The organism is Streptomyces sp. NPDC056373, from assembly GCF_042262425.1.
Classification (GTDB): domain Bacteria; phylum Actinomycetota; class Actinomycetes; order Streptomycetales; family Streptomycetaceae; genus Streptomyces.
Genome location: NZ_JBHJPX010000001.1, coordinates 198,602 through 217,701, shown reverse-complemented (window position 1 = coordinate 217,701; position 19,100 = coordinate 198,602). Strand labels below are relative to the sequence as shown.

Below are 19,100 nucleotides of genomic sequence, written 5' to 3'. Positions count from 1 at the left end.
GGTTCTGGTCCCCCCCCCCCGGGCGGGGGGGCCCCCCCCCCCCGCGGGGGGGGGGGCCCCCCGCCCCCGGGGGCGCGGTCGCGCGGTTCCCCACGGCGGTCAACCCTCGACGGCGCTCGGGCCGAAGCCCGCCATCGCCCGCTCCACGATGGCCTCCAGCTGTTCATGATGCGCGCCCTTCCAGTAGGCCCGCCCACACGCACCGCACCGCGCGAACACGTCGTACGTCGCATGCGTCCCGTGCTTCAGCTGGTCGGCGACCTCGTCCTTGGTCGCCTTGCGCAGCATCCCGTTGCAGGCCGTGCACCGCGTCCAGGGCAGCAACTGAGGCCGGAACCGTTCCAGTACGTCCCGCAGCTGCTCCGCGGGCCGCGTGCTGTACACGAACGCCCCCGCCCACAGCTCGCGCCGCCGCAGCAGCCCCCGGTCGCGGCTCAGCATCACCCGCTGCTCGGCGGCCGAACGCGCCGCGAGGGCCGGGTCGCCGATGTCGGTCGACTCGTAGGCCGTGTCCACGCCGAGCAGCCGCAGCCGCCGCGCGAGCGTGCCGAGGTGCACGTCGAGGAGGAAACGCAGGGGAGCGCCCGGGACCTGCTGCGGACGGGCGACGGGCCGGACCGTCACCGACTCGCCGGCCGACGGGACATGCGCGAAGGGCGCCTCGCGGCCGTCCACGAGCAGCGTGCCGACCTCGGTCAGCGGCACGCCCAGTGACTCGACGACATGGCCAAGACTGGAGACGCCGTCCGTGCCGGCCCGCACGGTGCCCGACTGCCGGGCCCGGGGCACGAACACGTGCAGCTCGGGGGCGAACTCGACGTGGATCTCGGGACCGTTCACCCGGTCAGGATGCCATGGCGAAAGTGTGCCGGCCTCAGGCTTTTCCAGCCTGAAGGCGGTGCTCCGGAACGCTCGGGGCGCGGTCGGCGGCGGTCGGAGGGGGCCGTCACGGAGGACATGGTCGGCCATCGGAGTGATCCGGGCATGCGAGAGGCCACGGCCGGGAGCCGTGGCCCGAAGGGGGGGAGAGGACGCTATCCGTGCTGGTACGCCACCAGCGAGATCCCCACGTAGTGCGTGATGAAGGCCGCCAGGGTGAAGGAGTGGAACACCTCGTGGAAGCCGAACCAGCGCGGTGACGGGTTGGGCCGCTTGATCCCGTAGACCACGCCGCCCGCGCTGTAGAGCAGGCCGCCGACGATGACCAGGACCAGGACGGCGATGCCGCCGGTCCGCATGAAGTCCGGCAGGTAGAAGACGGCCGCCCAGCCCATCGCGATGTAGCAGGGCGTGTAGAGCCAGCGTGGGGCGCCGACCCAGAAGACGCGGAAGAGGATGCCCGCCACGGCCGCGCCCCAGATGCCCCACAGCAGCCACTGCCCCTTGGCGCCGGGCAGGAGCAGCATGGTCAGCGGCGTGTAGGTGCCCGCGATGATCAGGAAGATGTTGGCGTGGTCCAGCCGCCGCAGGACGCCGTCCATACGAGGGCTCCAGTCGCCCCGGTGGTACAGCGCGCTCACGCCGAACAGCAGGCATGCCGTGAGGGCGAAGATGCCGCAGGCGATCCGTCCTCTGGTGGAGTCGGCGAGGGCGGTCAGCACCAGGCCCGCGACCAGGACGGCCGGGAACATGCCGAGATGCAGCCAGCCGCGCAGCTTGGGCTTCACCGGATGCGGCAGGGAGAGCGCCTTCGGACCGTGGCCGTCGGCCGCCGAGTCCGTGGGCGCGTCGGGGACGAACGCAGTCATGGGCGAATGGTAGCTACGGAACCGTAAGTGACGTATCAGGGCTGCGGATTGCAAGGCGAAGAGTGGCCATCCTCTCACCGTGACCCGGCGATGGTTACGCAAACGAACCGTCTGATGAACGCAACGTGCACGTAAAGCGGCGCGAGAAACCGTGGCGAGCCTCACGTTGCTCACCTGTGCGCTCCTCTGGACAGATGGGCGCGTACGTCGGATGATCAAATGAGTGCGGTCGGCACCGGATGAGCGCCAAGTTCAACCCTGAAGCATCCGGGTCGCAGCCCCCACGGGGCCTCCACATCACAAAAAATCCCTCATTTAGGAGCAATCGTGGCGCGCGACATCGCGGCTCCCACCGTCCCCACCACCCATCAGGGACTGATCTCGTGGGTCAACGAGATCGCCGAACTGACGCAACCGGACAACGTGGTCTGGTGTGACGGATCCGAGGCCGAGTACGAGCGCCTGTGCGGGGAGCTCGTCGAGAAGGGCACCTTCCGCAAACTCGACCCGATCAAGCGCCCCCACTCCTACTACGCCGCCTCCGACCCCACCGACGTCGCGCGCGTCGAGGACCGGACGTTCATCTGCTCCGAGAAGGAGGCGGACGCGGGCCCGACCAACCACTGGAAGGCCCCCGCCGAGATGCGGGAGATCTTCCAGGGCGCCGGCGGCCAGGGCGGTCTGTTCCGCGGCTCGATGCGCGGCCGGACCATGTACGTCGTGCCCTTCTGCATGGGCCCGCTCGGCTCGCCGCTGTCCGCGCTCGGTGTGGAGATCACCGACTCGGCGTACGTCGCCGTCTCCATGCGCACCATGACCCGCATGGGTCAGGCCGTCCTCGACGAGCTCGGCTCCGACGGCTTCTTCGTCAAGGCCGTCCACACCCTGGGCGCCCCGCTGGAGCCCGGCCAGGCGGACGTGCCGTGGCCCTGCAACCAGACCAAGTACATCTCGCACTTCCCCGAGGACCGCGAGATCTGGTCCTACGGCTCGGGCTACGGCGGCAACGCCCTGCTCGGCAAGAAGTGCTACGCCCTGCGCATCGCCTCCGTCATGGCCCGTGACGAGGGCTGGCTCGCCGAGCACATGCTCGTGCTGAAGCTGACCCCGCCGCGCGGCGAGGCCAAGTACGTCGCGGCGGCCTTCCCGAGCGCCTGCGGCAAGACCAACCTCGCCATGCTGGAGCCGACCGTCCCCGGCTGGACGGTCGAGACCATCGGCGACGACATCGCCTGGATGCGCTTCGGCGAGGACGGCCGCCTCTACGCCATCAACCCCGAGGCCGGCTTCTTCGGTGTCGCGCCCGGCACCGGCGAGCACACCAACGCCAACGCGATGAAGACGCTCTGGGGCAACTCCGTCTTCACCAACGTCGCCCTCACGGACGACAACGACATCTGGTGGGAGGGCATGACGGAGGAGACTCCGGCCCACCTCACCGACTGGAAGGGCAACGACTGGACCCCTGAGTCCGGCGTCCCGGCCGCGCACCCCAACGCCCGCTTCACCGTCCCGGCCTCGCAGTGCCCGATCATCGCGCCCGAGTGGGAGGACCCCAAGGGCGTGCCGATCTCGGCGATCCTCTTCGGCGGCCGCCGCGCCACCGCCGTACCGCTGGTGACGGAGTCGTTCGACTGGAACCACGGCGTCTTCCTCGGCGCCAACGTGGCCTCCGAGAAGACCGCCGCCGCCGAGGGCAAGGTCGGCGAGCTGCGCCGCGACCCGTTCGCGATGCTGCCGTTCTGCGGCTACAACATGGGCGACTACATGGCCCACTGGATCGACGTGGCCAAGGACAAGGACCAGTCCAAGCTGCCGAAGATCTACTACGTCAACTGGTTCCGCAAGGACGACGAGGGCAGGTTCGTCTGGCCCGGCTTCGGTGAGAACAGCCGCGTCCTGAAGTGGATCGTGGAGCGCCTGGACGGCACCGCCGAGGGTGTCGAGACGCCGATCGGCGTTCTGCCGGCCAAGGGCGCCCTCGACACCGACGGCCTGGAACTGGCCGACTCCGACCTGGAGTTCCTGCTCACGGTCGACAAGGAGGTCTGGCGCGAGGAGGCCGCCCTGGTCCCCGAGCACCTCAACACCTTCGGCGACCACACGCCGAAGGAGCTGTGGGACCAGTACCGCGCGCTGGTGGAGCGCCTGGGCTGAGCCCCCACCCCGAACTCCGCGGCCGGCTGGAACCGACAGTGCCCTGACCAGCAACATCGTCACGGCCGGCCGCGGAACGCACTGGCGGGACCCGCACAACGGCGTGTGGGGTTCGGGGCCGGTCACCGCGTCCTCCGTCCGCCTCGACGGAAACCCGGCGGCGACCGGCCCTCTCCCGCCTGCTTCGGCGCGGCCCCCAGGTGGGCTCACGAACGTGCCGATGAATGACCGAGCGCCCCGGCCGACCGCCTACGTCGACCGGGGCGTTCGGGCGTGCTCGGGGCGTGGGTGAACCACGTGGGGGCCGAGCGGGGCGAGCGGGCGTTCGCGGGACGCTGTGACGCCCCGGCCGTCGGCAACGGTCGGCGGAGTCACCTGACGACTTGTGGCGCCCGGTCCGCGCGTCGCTGCGGGTGCGCGCGGACCGGGGCCGTGGAGGGGAGCCCGAGAGGCTCAGTGGGACGCGAGTTCGCGCGGCTCCAGCGCCGCGGTGTGGGCGTCCATCCGCTCGGCGGCCAGGATCGCGACCGCCGTGTCGGCCCGGGAGGCGGCGACGACCAGCGTCCGGCCCGCCAGGGCGAGTGCCCGCCGGTGCAGGGCCGCGGCGCCGGTCGCGCGACGGCCGCTCATCGGCGCGCGCGCCGGGGTGCGTCCCCCGCGCAGCCGGCTCACCTGCTCCGCGAGCCGCTCCGCGGCCGCGTCCAGGTCGGCCGAGGCCTGCGTCGCGCGCAGCTCGTCCGTGACGGCGAGCAGGGCGGCGAGATGGCCCGCGAGCTGGATGTCCAGCTCTTCCTCGCGGGAACGGTGGGGAAAGTCCGGGTTGGGGCCGTCCACCGTGCTGTGGACCGACTTGGTGCGGATCGGTTCGTACATGGGAAGGCCTCCTGAGCTTTTACAGGAAACCATCCTAGCTTAGATTTCGTCTAAAGTTGAGCCGTTCACAAAACAGGACTGCCCGCGCACATAGGGTGAGCGGGCAGTCCTGTTTCGGCTCGGCGGGATCAGGGCTGGCTGTAGCCGTCCAGGAAGTGACCGATCCGCCCCACCGCGTCGGTCAGGTCCCCGACCGTCGGCAGGGTCACCACCCGGAAGTGGTCCGGCTCCGGCCAGTTGAAGCCGGTGCCCTGGACGACCATGATCTTCTCGCGCCGGAGCAGGTCCAGCACCATGCGGCGGTCGTCCTTGATCTTGAAGACCTTGGGATCCAGGCGCGGGAAGAGATACAGCGCGCCCTTGGGCTTCACGCAGCTCACGCCGGGGATCTGGGTCAAAAGCTCGTACGCCGTGTCCCGCTGCTCGCGCAGCCGCCCGCCCGGCAGCACCAGGTCGTTGATCGTCTGGCGCCCGCTGAGTGCCGCGACGACTCCGTGCTGCCCCGGCATGTTCGCGCACAGGCGCATGTTCGCCAGGATCGTCAGGCCCTCGATGTAGGAGTCGGCGTGCGCGCGCGGCCCGGAGATCGACATCCAGCCGACCCGGTAGCCGGCGACCCGGTACGCCTTCGACATGCCGTTGAAGGTGAGGGTCAGCAGGTCGGGGGCGACGGAGGCGGTCGGGGTGTGCACGGCGTCGTCGTAGAGGATCTTGTCGTAGATCTCGTCGGAGCAGACGAGGAGGTTGTGGCGGCGGGCGATGTCGGTCAGCCCCTTGATCATCGCCTCGTCGTAGACGGCCCCGGTCGGGTTGTTGGGGTTGATGATCACGAGCGCCTTGGTGCGGTCGGTGACCTTGCGCTCGATGTCGGCGAGGTCCGGCATCCAGTCGGCCTGCTCGTCGCAGCGGTAGTGCACGGCGGTGCCGCCGGACAGGGAGACGGCGGCGGTCCACAGCGGGTAGTCGGGCGCGGGTACGAGGACCTCGTCGCCGTCGTCCAGCAGGCCCTGCATCGCCATCACGATCAGCTCGGAGACGCCGTTGCCGATGAAGACGTGCTCGACGTCCGTCTCGATGCCGAGGGTCTGGTTGTGCATCACGACGGCCCGGCGCGCGGCCAGCAGGCCCTTGGCGTCGCCGTAGCCGTGCGCCGACGACACGTTCCGGAGGACGTCTTCCAGGATCTCCGGCGGGCACTCGAAACCGAACGCGGCCGGGTTGCCGGTGTTCAGCTTGAGGATGCGGTGCCCTGCTGCTTCCAGGCGCATCGCCTCCTCGAGAACCGGGCCCCGGATCTCGTAACAGACATTGGCGAGCTTGGTCGACTGGATCACCTGCATGTCTGGGAGCTTACGGCCCGGTAACGCCTCCCGGGTCGTGTTTTCCGCCACGTGAGACGCGGGGATTTGGGGCGATATCGCCGCACGCTGTCCCACCAGCCCCTTCGGTCCCTAGAATTCCCCGCCATGTCCGAGCCATTCGATTACGCCGACGGAGCGACGGGCGGTGAGCCGCAGGGCCCGCCGAACGTCTACCTGCCGCAGGGGGTCACCCCTCCGGCGTACGACGCCTACGCGGACCCGGCGGCGGCGCACGGATGGCAGGACGTGTACGACCCGGCGGGGCCGGAGGGCCCGGCGGTCACCGGTGGCGCCCCGTATCCGGGCACGGACGCGGCCGGTGGGGACGGCATGGGCGCCCCCCCGCACTCACCCGCACTCCGGCGGCGGTGCGGACGCCGCTCACGGCGGGCCCGGATTCCCCGGCGCCGCCGGAGGCGCCGCGTACTCCGGTGACGCCTCCGCCTACCCGCACCCCGGGGGCGCGGGCGGCCCCGCGTACCCCGGCGCCGGTGCGGACGCTTCCCGCGGTGGCCCCGGATACTCCGGCGACCCCTCGTACCCCGGGTACTCCGGCGACCCCTCGTACCCCGGGTACTCCGGCGACTCTGCGCACCCCGCTATGACCGGAGGCCCCGCATGCCCCGGTGCCGGCGCGGGCGATGCCGGTGGTGCCCCGGCGTACCCCGTTGACGCCCCCGCCCACCCACACCCCGGGGGCGCGGACGGCATCGGTGAGACGCGCGAGCTGCCGGTGGTGCCGGCGCCGGGTGGCCGGTCCGGGGTCGGGCGCCGGGGCCGGCGCAAGCCGCCCGCCCGGCGGTCGCGCCGGGTGGCGGTCGCCGCCGGGGCCGTGGGTGCCGTGTCGGCGGCCGTGCTCATCGCCGGGGTCTCCTTCTCGGGCGGGTCCTCCGGTGCGACGCGCGGCGGCGAGAGCGGCCGCACCGATCCGGCGGCGGGGGAGTCCTCGGCGGCGCCACCCGCGGCGACCGGGGACCTCTGACGGCCCGTCCGGCGCCGCGTCCCCGAGTCCGTCCCTCACGGTGGGCCGGGCGCCGTCCGCGTCCGCCACGGACGGCGGGCGGCCCCCGGCGGGCGTCTCCGCGGGTACCTCCACTGCCGCGGTGGCCTCCGCTCCCAGTCCGACCGTCACGAACTCGGCCCCCGGCAGGTCCGGCGAAAAACCCGGACATGGTCCGGGCGGCACCCGGGGACCCAAGTGACCTGCTCGTAAGTCCGGTTGAGTAGGGTCAGATCAGGAAGCCTGGATTCCGGTTGTGGAACAGGTTCTTGTGCCACCCCCCTTTTCGCGATCACAATGCACATGACAATCGTGCAGGCGGCCGGAGGATTTCCGGCCGCCTCCGTCGCAAGAGGGGACCCCCCATGAGAAAACCTCTCGCCGCCGCGTTCTGCGCCCTGGCGATAGCCGGGGCCGGCGCGGCCCCCGCGACCGCTGCCGAGGCCGCCCCCACGGGCGTCGGCAAGGCCGCGGACACGGGCTCGGCCACGTCCGCCGTCTCCGGCGTGGTCTCGTCCGTGGAGCAGACGCTGTCCGGCCTGCGCGGCCCCCAGGCGAAGGCCGTGAACTTCGCCGGCACCGTCGCGCTCAGCAACTGCTCCGGCTCGGTCGTCCGCATGCCGGACTCCGAGGCCGACGACCCGGCGCTCGTGATGACCAACGGCCACTGTCTGGAGTCCGGGTTCCCCGGCCCCGGCCAGGTCCTCGTCGACAAGGCCTCCAGCCGCACCTTCACCCTGCTCAACGCCTCCGGCTCGCGCGTGGCCACCCTGCGCGCCGCCAAGCTCGCCTACGGCACGATGACCGACACGGACGTCGCGCTGTACCAGCTCACCACCACGTACGCGCAGATCAAGAGCTCGTACAACATCAACGCGCTGACGCTGAACGACAGTCACCCCGTCGCCGGCAGCGCCATCGGTATCCCCTCCGGCTACTGGAAGCGCATCTACAGCTGCAACATCGACGGGTTCGTGCCCACCCTGAAGGAGGGCGACTGGACCTGGAAGGACTCGGTCCGCTACACCTCCGCCTGCAACACCATCGGCGGCACGTCCGGCTCGCCCGTCGTCGACCAGGCCACCAACAAGGTCGTCGCCATCAACAACACCGGCAACGAGGACGGTGAGCGCTGCACGGTGAACAACCCGTGCGAGGTCGACGCGAACGGCAACGTGACCGTCCGCAAGGGCATCAACTACGCCCAGGAGACCTACGGGATCCCGGCCTGCTTCGGGATCGACAACAAGCTCGACCTGAGCGCGAGCGGCTGCACCCTGCCCAAGCCGTAAGGCAGGGTGCCGGCCGGGCGGTCACGCGGGAGCAGTCCTGCGGACCGCCCGGCCCGCCAGCACGTCCGTGCGCCGGCCGTCGTCGATCACGAACCGGCCGTCGACCAGGACGTGGGGGATGCCCACCGGGAGCGTGCGCGGCTGCTCGAACGTGGAGCCCGCCGCGACCGTCGCCGGGTCGAAGAGCACCAGGTCGGCCTTGTAGCCCTCGCGGACCAGACCCCGGTCGGGCAGCCGGAGCCGCGCGGCCGGGCGCGACGTGAGGTGCGCGACGCACTCCTCCAGCGACAGCACCCCCAAGTCCCTGACGTAGTGCCCCAGGTAGTGCGGAAACGTGCCGTAGGCGCGTGGGTGGGGCTTCGCGCCCTGGAGGATGCCGTCCGAGCCGCCGGTGTGCACCCGGTGACGCATGATCGCCCGGACGTTCTCCTCGTGGCCGACGTGCTGGAGGATCGTCGGGGCCAGCCGGTCGGCCAGCAGCAGTCCGCGCGCCGTCGCCCAGGGCGTCTCGCCGCGCCGGTCCGCCGATTCCTGGACCGTCCGGCCGACGAACTCGGCAAGGGCCGGGTCGTTCACGCCCGAGATCTCGATGGTGTCCCACTCGACGGGGACGCCGTGGCAGCCGTCCGAGCCGGTGACCTCCAGGTGGTGGCGGATGCGCTCCGCCGTCTCCTCGTCCGCCAGCCGCTTCAGGGCCTGCTCGGGGCCGCCCTCGTTGGCCCAGCTCGGCAGTACGGCCGCCAGCGTCGTACAGCCCGGGGTGTACGGGTAGGTGTCGAGGCTGATGTCGGACCCGGCCGCGAGTGCCTCGTCCAGCAGGGTCAGCAGCTCGGGCGCCCGGCCCTTGTTCACGCCGAAGTTCATGGTGGCGTGGGCGAGATGCAGGGAGCAGCCGGCCTCCCGGGTCAGCGCGACCATCTCCTCGTAGGCCCGGAGCGCCCCGGCGCCGTAGGAGCGGTGGTGCGGGCAGTAGTAGCCGCCGTAGGACGCCACCACCCGGCACAGTTCGGTCAGTTCGGAGTCGGGCGCGTACATGCCCGGTGTGTAGGTCAGCCCGGAGGACATGCCGACGGCGCCCTGCTCCATGCCCTCCGCGACCAGCCGGCGCATCCGGTCCAGCTCGTCCGGGGTCGCCTCACGGTCCTCCCAGCCGACGGCGAGCGCCCGGACCGTGCCCTGCGGGATCAGGTAGGCCGCGTTCACGGCGATCCCGCGGTCCAGCCGGTCCAGGTACTCGCCGACCGTGCGCCAGTCGAAGTCGATGTCGTCCCCCGGGCCGTTCCACCCGGCGATCGTCCGCCGCACCTCGGCGAGGGTGCGGTCGTCGACCGGCGCGTACGACAGCCCGTCCTGGCCGATGACCTCCAGGGTCACGCCCTGGGCGGCCTTGGCGCCGTGGTCGGGGTCGCGCAGCAGCGCCAGGTCGCTGTGGGCGTGCATGTCCACGAAGCCGGGGGAGAGGACCAGGCCCTCGGCGTCCAGCTCCCGGCGTGCCTTCGGCCGCTGACAGCCGGCCGCCGCGGCCTCCTTGACGATGGAGACGATCCGGCCGCCGTCGACCACGACATCGGCCCGGTAGGAGTCCGAGCCGGAGCCGTCGACGACGTCGGCGTCCCGGATGACGAGCTCTTCCACCGCTGCCCGCCTCCTAGAAGAACGTGCGGACGTAGTCGACGACCGTGCCGTCCGCCTCCGCGACGGGGATCAGCTGCCACTTGTCGAACGAGGTGCACGGGTGGGACAGCCCGAGCCCGACCCAGTCGCCGACCTCCAGGTCCGCCTCCGGCGTGGTGGCGAGCCAGGCGTGCTGGTCGGACAGGCCGGTCACGGACACGCCGGTCGCCGGGCGCTCGGCACCGTCCCGGCGGATCACCTGGGCGAAGGGCAGGTCGAGGTCGTACGCCGCGTCCCGCTTGCCGGCGTTGACGAAGGCCTGCTCGGCGGTGGGGCGCGAGACCACCTGAGTCCACAGGCGGAACGCCGGCTCCAGGGCGCCCTCCTCGGGGACCCGGTTGAACGGGGTCAGCTTGCGGTAGTGGCCGTCGTCGTGCGAGACGTAGGCGCCCGAGCGCAGCAACTTGAGGACGGGACGGGACAGTTCGGGGATCTCCGCGAATACCTCGGCGACCGCGTCGAACCAGGCGCTGCCGCCCGCGCTGACCACGATCTCGTCCAGGCCCGCGAAACGGCCCGCCCTGTCGAAGCCGGCGGCGAGCGCCACCAGCCGCCGCAGCCACGCCGTCACCCGCTCGGTGTCGGCCTTCGGCACCTCGCCCTCGTAGCCCGCGACGCCGACCAGCCGCAGCGTCCGCGTGCCCGCCACCGCGTCCGCGACCGCCGCGCACTCGGTCTCCGTGCGGACACCGGTCCGGGCGCCCTCACCGGCGGCGAGCTCCACGACGACGTCCACGGGGCGCGTGGCGCCGGCGTCCCGCAGCGCGACGTCCATCAGCTCGACGCCGCGCACCGAGTCGACGTAGCAGATCAGCTCGAAGTCCGGGTCGGCGTCGAGCTCGGCCGCGATCCAGCGCAGGGCCGCCGCGTCGACCAGTTCGTTCGCCAGGAACACGCGCCGGGTCCCGAACGCCCGTGCCACCCGCACCTGGTGGGGCACGGCCAGCGTGATGCCCCACGCCCCGTGCTCGATCTGCCGCTGGAACAGCTGCGGCGCCATGGAGGTCTTGCCGTGCGGCGCGAAGGCCAGGCCGTGCCGGGCCGCGTAGGTCTCCATGAGCCGCAGGTTGTGCTCCAGGCGCTCGGCGGACAGTGCGAGCACGGGCGTGGCGAAGCCGCCGGTGAAGAGGTTGCGGCGCTGGCCGGCCAGCTCGGCGACGGTCAGCCCGTCGGCGTCCGGCGGGAGGCCCTTGAAGCGGTGGTCGACGCGCTCGGCGGCGAGCCGGGCGAGGGACTGGGCGCTGTCGGCCGTCATGAAGCCTCCCTGATCTGCTGCGTTGCAGTATCTGCAACCTTCATTGCGTATGTCGCTGAACGCTGTCTAACATCTCGGCCACCCCCGGTCAATGAAACCGCCACCCACCGACCTCGCAGAGGAGCTACGAGCATCGTGACCCCCACCGGACCCTGCAACGCCCCCGACGTCGTGGACGTCGTCGCGCTCGGCGAGTCCATGGTCACGTTCCTGCCGTCCAGGCCGGGACGGCTCGCCGACGTGCCGTCCTTCGCGCGGGGGATCGGCGGGGCGGAATCAAACGTGGCGTGTGTGCTGGCGGCGGCGGGGCACTCCGCGCGGTGGGTCAGCGCGGTCGGCGCCGACGGCTTCGGCGACCACCTCGTCGAGGAGATCGCGTCCTACGGCGTTGACGTCGCGTCCGTTCGGCGCGATCCGGCGCGCCCGACCGGCATCTACTTCCGCACGGCCGGGGACAGGGCCACCGACGCCCACGAGGTGGCCTACTACCGGGCCGGATCGGCCGCCTCGGCGATGTCCACCGGCACCGTGGACCTGGCGGCCGTGCGGTCCGCCCGGGTGCTGCACCTGTCGGGGATCACGGCGGCGCTCTCCGGCAACTGCCTCGACCTGCTGTGGGAGCTGACCGAACCGGGTCCGCAGCGGCCGCTCGTCTCCTTCGACATCAACTACCGGCCGGGACTGTGGCCGGACCCCGACGGACCGCGGGTCCTGCTGGACCTCGCCCGCCGCGCGGACCTGGTCTTCGCCGGTTCAGACGAGGCCTTCGACGCGTGGGGACTGCACGGCGCCGTCGCCGTGCGGGACGCGCTGCCCGAACCCGACCTCGTGGTCGTCAAGATGGGCCCAGGCGGCGCAGTGGCCCTCGACAAGGACCCCGGAGACGCCGAGGACGCGGACGGCACCGCCACCGTGGTCCGCGCCCCGCGCGTGGACGTCGTCGCCGCCGTCGGTGCCGGAGACGCCTTCGCCGCCGGGTTCCTCTCCGCCACCCTGCGCGGACTGCCCGTGCGGGACCGCCTGCGGCACGGGCATCTGATGGCCGCGGCAGCCCTCACCGCGCCCGGCGACCTCGCCACACCACCCGCACGGGAGCACGCCGACCGGCTCGCCGCCCTGGACGACGCGGCATGGGGGAGACTGCGACTCGGCCCGGGCTGGACCGAGGGGACACAGCGGGCCGCCGAGGAGGTACGCACGCCATGAGCCAGACCGTCGACCGCGCGCTCAGCATCCTGCCGCTGCTCGCCGAGGGCCCCGCCGACCTGGGACGGGTCGCCGACCGCCTCGGCGTGCACAAGTCCACGGCCCTGCGCCTGCTGCGCACCCTCCACGAGCACGGACTCGTCTACCGCCAGTCCGACCAGCGCTACCGCCTCGGCGCCCGGCTCTTCGCGCTCGCCCAGGAGGCGATGGAGAACCTCGACGTCCGTGAGATCGCCCATCCCCACCTGGTCCGCCTCAACGAGAGCTGCGGGCACACCGTGCACCTCGCCGTGTACGAGGAGCAGGAGGTCCTCTACATCGACAAGGTCGACAGCCGTTACCCCGTGCGGATGTACTCCCGCATCGGCAAGCCCGTCGCCATCACCGTCGCGGCGGTCGCGAAGCTGCTCCTCGCCGACCTGCCCGAGCACGAGCGGCGGGCGATCGCGGAGAAGCTCGACTACCCCACCTACACGTCCCGTTCGACGCCCGACGCGGCCGCGTTCCTGCGCGAGCTGGAGAAGGTGCGCGAACAGGGCTGGGCCACCGACTTCGGCGGCCACGAGGAGTCCATCAACTGCGTCGCGGCGCCCGTCCGCGGCGCCGACGGCCGGGTCGTCGCCGCGATGTCGGTCTCCGCGCCGAACGTCGTCGTCACCGCCGACGAACTCCTCACCCTCCTGCCGCTGGTGCGCCGCACGGCGGACGCCATCAGCGGCGAGTACTCCGGCAGGACACCAGTGAAGGGCACCGTATGACGGACAAGATCGCACTCACCCCGAAGACCCACACCACCCCGCCCGCGAAGTTCTCCCACGGTGTGAAGAAGGGCAACATCCTCCAGGTCGCCGGCCAGGTCGGCTTCCTGCCCGCCGAGGAGGGCAAGCCGCCCACGCCCGCCGGGCCGGGCCTGCGCGAGCAGACGCTCCAGACCCTGGCCAACGTCAAGGCCATCCTGGAGGAGGGCGGCTCCGGCTGGGACGACGTGATGATGATCCGCGTCTACCTCACGGACGTGGCCCACTTCGCGGAGATGAACGAGATCTACAACGCGTACTTCGAGGAGCAGGGGCTGACCCAGCCGCCCGCCGCGCGCACGACCGTCTACGTCGGTCTCCCCGCGGGCCTCCTCATCGAGATCGACGCGCTGGCCGTCCTCGGCTGACCCACCCCCACCCCGCCTTCTTCGAGGCGCGGCGCCTTCGGTGCGCCGCGCCGCGCTCCCCCCTACCCAGAATCCGTATGCATTTACGCAGAGGACCCCCGAATGTCCCCCTCGCTCGCCGCGTCAGCCCCTGCCGAGACCCCACCCCACACCGGAGGCCTGCTCCTCCTCGTCGACGGCACGGCCGGACTCCTGCTCACCGCCGCGCTCGGCATCGTGCTGCTGCTCTTCCTCATCATCAGGACGAGACTCCAGCCGTTCGTCGCCCTGCTCGCGGTCTCCATAGCCGTCGGCCTCGCCGCCGGACTCTCGGTCACCGAACTCTTCGGCACGGTCCAGAAGTCGGACGCCGTCTCCACCATCGAGTCCGGCATGGGCGGCATCCTCGGCCACGTCGCCATCATCATCGGCCTGGGCACCATGCTCGGCGCGATCCTCGAAGTCAGCGGCGGCGCCGAGGTGCTGGCACGCCGTCTGCTCGGCCTGTTCGGCGAGAAGCGCGCCCCGCTCGCCATGGGTCTCACGGGCCTGATCTTCGGCATCCCGGTCTTCTTCGACGTCGGCATCTTCGTCCTGGCCCCGATCGTCTACGCCGCCGCCAAGCGGTCGGGCAAATCGATCCTGCTGTACTGCCTGCCGCTGCTCGCGGGCCTGTCGGTCACCCACGCCTTCCTGCCCCCGCACCCCGGCCCGGTCGCCGCCGCCGGCCTCCTCCACGTCGACCTCGGCTGGGTCGTCCTCATGGGCATCGTCTGCGGTCTGCCTGCCGTGGCGGCCGCGTGGGCCTACGCGGCGTGGATCGGCCGCCGCGTCTTCGTCCCCGTGCCGCAGGACATGGTCGAGGCGGCCGAGGAAGCCAAGCAGGCCGTCGTCGACGAGCAGCGGGCCGCCGGGGTGGCGCCCAGCGAGCAGCCGGTCTCCCTCGGCACGGTCCTCGGCATCATCGGCACGCCCCTGGTCCTCATCCTCGCGGCGACCTTCTCCTCGATCGCCCTGGACCCCTCCACCCCGCGCTCGGTGATCGAGTTCTTCGGCCACCCGTTCGTGGCGCTGACGATCGCCCTGTTCCTCGCCTACTACCTGCTGGGCATCCGCCGCGGCTGGTCCCGCAAGTCCCTGGAGACCGTGTCCACCGCGTCCCTCAAGCCGGTCGGCAACATCCTGCTGGTGGTCGGCGCGGGCGGGGTCTTCGGCGCGGTCCTCAAGGCCAGCGGCGTCGCCCAGGCCCTCTCGGACACCTTCCACGACGTGGGCCTGCCGGTGCTCGTCCTCTCCTACCTGATCTCCTTGGTCCTGCGCGTGGCCCAGGGCTCGGCGACGGTGGCGATCGTGACGACGGCGGGCATCGTGGCCCCGCTCCTGTCCGAGGGGAACCACTCCCAGGCCTTCGTCGCCCTGGTCATCATGGCCATCTCGGCCGGATCGATCTTCGCCTCGCACGTCAACGACGGGGGGTTCTGGATGGTCGCGAAGTACTTCGGCATCAGCGAGCGGGACACCCTCAAGACCTGGACGGTGCTGGAGAGTGTGCTGTCGGTGGCGGGGTTCGCGGTGGCGGCGGTACTGAGCCTGTTCGTGTAGGCAACTGATAACGATGCCGGGGTCGGCTGTGTGCCGCACAGGATTCTCGACCATACTTCTCGGCTGTGGAGCAGCGCATAGGTTCGAGCAGCCAGCCCCTGGAAGGCGCCGGATTCGACCCGGCTTTCATCCCCGGGCTCACGTCACCCGCGTCCGAACGGACGAAGGAGGACGGGCCGGAGAAGGAGCCTGAGGTCGCAGCGGCCGAGGAGGCCGAGGAGGTCGAGGAGGCCGTCCCCGAGCGGGAAGACCGGGCGGAGGACACGGCGGAAAAGACGGCGGAGGAGACGGCGGAGGCGGCCCCCTCCGAGGAGGAGGACACCGCATCCGACGGCCCCGTCTTCGAGGCGTCCGACCGCCGCGCCCGGCTGGTCGTCGACCACAGAGGCGTACGCATGTCCCTGGACGACCAGGAGTGCGAGTTCCGCTGGGACGAGATCGGCGCGGTGGAGACGGAGACGGCCCGTTTCGGCAAGCGGTACACCGTCACCGTCCACACCCCTGACCGGCGCTGGTACCCGATCGAGATCGAGGCGCCGGCCAGGAGCCGTTTCACCGAGTGGGACGAGCAGCTCGACGCCGTCCTCGACGCCTACTTCGAGGAAGGCGAAGCCGAGGAGCGCGAGGAACCGCGCACCTAACTGCAGTACTGGGTTTCTTTACCGATCGACCGGTACATACAGTCGGAATTCTCCAGCAGTTGCAGCACCGCGTCGCGGTTACGGGAGGTCTCCCGCTCGATCACCTCGTCGGGCGGGTAGAACCCACCCCCACCGGACCGGGGGTACATCTCGAAGGTGTACGCGAAGATCTTGTGCGCGCCCCAGAGGTAGTCGTCGATCGACCCGTCGGTGATGTACAGGTCGCTGGACTGCTCCGCCGTGTAGCCGTTGCTCGCGGCCATCTTCCGCCCGACCGCCTTGAACGCCGCGTTGTCGTCCGCGGTCATCCCGGTCGTGGTGTCGGAGGAGGTGTAGCCGAACGGCCACAGCACCAGCTCGCTGTAGGTGTGGAAGTCGACGCCCGCCTTGATCTGCTGCCTGCCGCCGACGACCCGGCTGCGCACGAAGTCGGCGACGACCTTCACCTCGGGCGCCGACTCCGCGGCCGGCCCCCGGTAGGTCTCCGAGGACGTCGACCCCGATGAGCCGCCGCAGCAGCCCCAGCGGAAGTCCCAGTTGCGGTTCAGGTCCGTACCGACGTACGACGAACCGGAGTTGGGCTGCCGGTTCTTGCGCCAGGAGCGGTAGGAGCCGGTGGCGATGTCGTACTCGCCGCCGTCCGGGTTGATGTCCGGGACGATCCAGATCTCGCGGTTGTTCACCATGCCCGTGACGCGTGAGTCGGAGCCGTAGCCGGAGGTCAGCTCGCGCAGCAGGTAGAGCGCCATCTCGACGGTCAGGTGCTCGCGGGCGTGCTGGTGGTGCGTGAACAGCACCTCCGGCTCGGACTCGTCGGTGCCCACGTTGTCGCTGATCTTGACGGCGACGATGTTCCGGCCCTGGTAGGACTTGCCGATCACGCGCTGGCTCGCGATCGACGGGTTGGCCGCGACGATCGAGTTGATCTCGCTCGTCATCTCCGCGTGGTTGTGGTACTTCGAGTCGGCCGACGGGAAGTCGAAGAGGCGCACGTCGTCCGCGCCGGCGGACCGGTCGGGCGCGGCGCCGAGCGGGGTGACCTCGTACCCCAGGGCGCGCAGCTTCCTGATCTGGCCCGCGCGCCCGGAGACCACGACACCGTGTCCGTGGACCTCGTCCACGGTCACGCCGGTGCGCTGAAGTGCCGTGCGGTCCCGGGCCGTCGAGCGCAGGTGGATCTCGTACTGCCGGACGTCGTCCGCCGAGGCGGCCGGCCTGCGGGCGCTGTCGGCGTTGGCGTCACCGGTCGTCGCGGACAGGGGCGCGGCGAGGGCGAGGGCGAGGAGCCCGGCGAGTGCGGCGGTGCGTCTGCCGGTGCGGGCACCGGGGCCTCGTGTGCGAAGTCGCATGAAATCTCCTTGCGGGAGGTGGGGTTGTTCCGTGCGACGTACGTGTGCGGGTGGCGCATATCGTTCTGCTAATGGCATGAGCAGGTCAAGACTGAAAGCGGCCGCGCAGTGTACGCGCGTGGTGTCGCGGTCGAGGTGTCACAGCCGAAGTGCACCCGCAGGTGTGGCCCCGGCGTGCATATGTGTACGCGACTTCGACAGAGTGAGGGGTCGCGCACACGGAGCCGGAGCGTCCGGACCCCGGACCTACACCCTTTCAGAGGACTGGCTGATCATGGGCGGATCAGCGCCACGACGGGACCACCACCTGCCGGCCGAGACGACCAGCTTCGTCGACCGGCGTGGCGAACTGACCCAGGGCCGTGAGCTGCTCGCCCGCGCACGGCTGGTGACGCTGACCGGGCCGGGCGGCGTCGGCAAGACCCGGCTCGCCGCACGCATCGCGGCCCGGGTGCAGCGCGCCTTCCCGGACGGCGTGCGCTACGTGCACCTGTCCGGGCTGCACGACCCGGCCCTCGTCCCGCTCGCCGTCGCCGACGCGCTCGGGCTCCACGACCGCTCCGCCCAGCCGCCCCTGGACGCCCTCGTCGAACAGGTACGGGACCGGCGGCTGCTCCTCGTCGTCGACAACTGCGAGCACCTGGCGGACGCGTGCGCCCGGCTCGCCGCCGCCCTGCTGCACGGCTCCGAGGGCGTCCGGATCCTCGCCACCAGCCGGCACCGGCTCGGTCTCACCGAGGAGCACCTGCTGGAGGTACGGCCCCTGCCGGTGCCCGACCCGGACGGCGACCTGTCCGCCGCCGAGGGCTACCCCGCCCTCCGGCTCTTCACCGACCGGGCCGCCGCCGTCGTCCCCGGCTTCCGCCTCACCCCGGCCAACCGCGCCTCCGTCGCCCGGCTGTGCCACCGCCTGGACGGTCTGCCCCTGGCCATCGAACTCGCCGCCGTCCGGATGCGGGTCCTCGACGTCGACCAGCTCCTGGACCGCCTCGACGACCGCTACCGCTTCCTCACCACCGGCAGCCCCGCGGCCCTGCCCCGCCACCAGACCCTGCGCGCGGCGGTCGCCTGGAGCCACGACCTGTGCACCGTCACCGAGCAGACGGTGTGGGCCCGGCTGTCGGTCCTGCCGGCCGGCTTCGACCTGGAGACGGCGGAGGCGGTGTGCGCGGACGGCACCGCCCAGGAGAGCAGCCGGCCTCCGTCCGGGGCACGGCCTGCGGAGGGTGTCCGGGCTGTGGAAGGTGTCCGGTCCGCGGAGGCTGTCCGGGCTGTGGAAGGTGTCCGGTCCGCGGAGGGTGTCCGGGCTGTGGAAGGTGTCCGGTCCGCCGAGGGTGTCCGGTCCGCGGAGGGTGTCCGGGCTGCGGAAGGTGCCCCGGCTGCGTTAGGTCTCCGGTCTTCGGAAGGTGCCCGGTCCGCGGAAGATGCCCCGTGTCCGGTCGGCGCCCGGGGCGCAGGCGGGCCCGCGTGTCCGGATGGTGTTCGGGCCCCGGAGAGCCCCCGCCCTCTCGGGGGCGTCGTCCCGGCTCCCGAGGGCCGGGGGCAGCTCGTCGCGCTCCGGCACGCTGCCCCGCCCGCCCTGCCCGACCCGCTCACGGACGGCCCCGCTGCCCACGCCCGCCCCGAGGCAGTGCCCACCGGGACCTCGGCCCCGCCCTTGGGCCTGCGCACGGACGACGTCCTGGAGGCCGTCGCCCGCCCTGAGGCAGTGCCCACCGGGACCTCGGCCCCGCCCTTGGGCCTGCGCACGGACGACGTCCTGGAGGCCGTCGCCCGCCCTGAGGCAGTGCCCACCGGG

Annotated in this window: 17 protein-coding genes; 10 read left to right on the top strand and 7 right to left on the bottom strand. The window is 71.7% G+C overall.

All coding sequences use genetic code 11. The features are described from left to right. Positions 1-99: 99 nt before the first annotated feature. Together ACFCXS_RS01035 and ACFCXS_RS01030 are read right to left on the bottom strand one after the other, a co-directional pair. Positions 100-840 (bottom strand): Mut7-C RNAse domain-containing protein, encoded by a 741-nt coding sequence (locus ACFCXS_RS01035; RefSeq protein WP_376640666.1) that lies wholly within the window; start codon positions 838-840, stop codon positions 100-102. Positions 841-1,034: 194 nt separating this feature from the next. Further along, complete coding sequence (locus tag ACFCXS_RS01030; protein ID WP_376640664.1) at positions 1,035-1,748, bottom strand: hemolysin III family protein; 714 nt, start codon at positions 1,746-1,748, stop codon at positions 1,035-1,037. Positions 1,749-2,075: 327 nt separating this feature from the next. Between ACFCXS_RS01030 and ACFCXS_RS01025 the strand changes: the two genes are divergently transcribed. Continuing rightward, positions 2,076-3,905, top strand: a complete 1,830-nt coding sequence (locus tag ACFCXS_RS01025; protein WP_376640662.1) for a phosphoenolpyruvate carboxykinase (GTP) — start codon at positions 2,076-2,078, stop codon at positions 3,903-3,905. A gap of 453 nt (positions 3,906-4,358) precedes the next feature. Here ACFCXS_RS01025 and ACFCXS_RS01020 read toward each other — a convergent pair whose 3' ends face one another. Further along, positions 4,359-4,778, bottom strand: a complete 420-nt coding sequence (locus ACFCXS_RS01020; RefSeq protein WP_376640660.1) for a hypothetical protein — start codon at positions 4,776-4,778, stop codon at positions 4,359-4,361. A gap of 128 nt (positions 4,779-4,906) precedes the next feature. Continuing rightward, positions 4,907-6,118: a pyridoxal phosphate-dependent aminotransferase gene (locus ACFCXS_RS01015; RefSeq protein WP_376640658.1), complete on the bottom strand. Its 1,212-nt coding sequence runs from the start codon at positions 6,116-6,118 to the stop codon at positions 4,907-4,909. A gap of 126 nt (positions 6,119-6,244) precedes the next feature. Between ACFCXS_RS01015 and ACFCXS_RS01010 the strand changes: the two genes are divergently transcribed. From ACFCXS_RS01010 to ACFCXS_RS01000, 3 genes are all read left to right on the top strand, one after another. Further along, positions 6,245-6,574, top strand: coding sequence for a hypothetical protein (locus tag ACFCXS_RS01010; RefSeq protein ID WP_376640656.1), 330 nt, complete (start codon positions 6,245-6,247; stop codon positions 6,572-6,574). Positions 6,575-6,740: 166 nt separating this feature from the next. Next, positions 6,741-7,121 (top strand): hypothetical protein, encoded by a 381-nt coding sequence (locus ACFCXS_RS01005; protein WP_376640654.1) that lies wholly within the window; start codon positions 6,741-6,743, stop codon positions 7,119-7,121. Between the two features lie 383 nt (positions 7,122-7,504). Then, entirely contained in the window at positions 7,505-8,431 is a 927-nt protein-coding gene (locus ACFCXS_RS01000) for a serine protease (RefSeq protein WP_376640652.1), read from the top strand. 21 nt (positions 8,432-8,452) lie between these two features. Here the strand turns inward: ACFCXS_RS01000 and ACFCXS_RS00995 are convergent, their stop codons facing one another. Both ACFCXS_RS00995 and ACFCXS_RS00990 read right to left on the bottom strand, forming a co-directional pair. Then, the gene (locus ACFCXS_RS00995) at positions 8,453-10,066 is read right to left on the bottom strand and encodes an amidohydrolase family protein (protein WP_376640650.1); all 1,614 of its coding nucleotides are present in this window, start codon (positions 10,064-10,066) and stop codon (positions 8,453-8,455) included. A 13-nt stretch (positions 10,067-10,079) separates the two neighbouring features. Beyond that, on the bottom strand, positions 10,080-11,360 hold the full coding sequence (locus ACFCXS_RS00990) for an amino acid deaminase (RefSeq protein WP_376640648.1): 1,281 nt from the start codon (positions 11,358-11,360) through the stop codon (positions 10,080-10,082). A gap of 135 nt (positions 11,361-11,495) precedes the next feature. On the opposite strand from ACFCXS_RS00990, the gene ACFCXS_RS00985 reads away from it, so the two are divergent. The 5 genes from ACFCXS_RS00985 (at position 11,496) to ACFCXS_RS00965 (ending at position 15,953) form a co-directional block, all read left to right on the top strand. After that, on the top strand, positions 11,496-12,566 hold the full coding sequence (locus ACFCXS_RS00985; protein WP_376640646.1) for a sugar kinase: 1,071 nt from the start codon (positions 11,496-11,498) through the stop codon (positions 12,564-12,566). Next, complete coding sequence (locus ACFCXS_RS00980; protein ID WP_376640643.1) at positions 12,563-13,324, top strand: IclR family transcriptional regulator; 762 nt, start codon at positions 12,563-12,565, stop codon at positions 13,322-13,324. The genes ACFCXS_RS00985 and ACFCXS_RS00980 overlap by 4 nt, the downstream gene beginning before the upstream one ends. After that, positions 13,321-13,731 (top strand): RidA family protein, encoded by a 411-nt coding sequence (locus ACFCXS_RS00975; protein ID WP_376640641.1) that lies wholly within the window; start codon positions 13,321-13,323, stop codon positions 13,729-13,731. Before ACFCXS_RS00980 ends, ACFCXS_RS00975 begins: the two co-directional genes overlap by 4 nt. A 102-nt stretch (positions 13,732-13,833) precedes the next feature. Next, entirely contained in the window at positions 13,834-15,312 is a 1,479-nt protein-coding gene (locus ACFCXS_RS00970) for a GntP family permease (RefSeq protein ID WP_376640638.1), read from the top strand. Positions 15,313-15,377: 65 nt separating this feature from the next. Next, on the top strand, positions 15,378-15,953 hold the full coding sequence (locus tag ACFCXS_RS00965) for a hypothetical protein (RefSeq protein ID WP_376640636.1): 576 nt from the start codon (positions 15,378-15,380) through the stop codon (positions 15,951-15,953). On the opposite strand, the gene ACFCXS_RS00960 is transcribed toward ACFCXS_RS00965, so the two are convergent. Next, entirely contained in the window at positions 15,950-17,302 is a 1,353-nt protein-coding gene (locus ACFCXS_RS00960) for a M14 family metallopeptidase (RefSeq protein WP_376640634.1), read from the bottom strand. The two genes, ACFCXS_RS00965 and ACFCXS_RS00960, sit on opposite strands and share 4 nt — an antisense overlap. A 274-nt stretch (positions 17,303-17,576) precedes the next feature. Here ACFCXS_RS00960 and ACFCXS_RS00955 point away from each other — a divergent pair. Then, positions 17,577-19,100, top strand: a 1,524-nt coding sequence (locus ACFCXS_RS00955) for an AAA family ATPase (RefSeq protein WP_376640631.1), incomplete at its 3' end; no start/stop codon positions are given.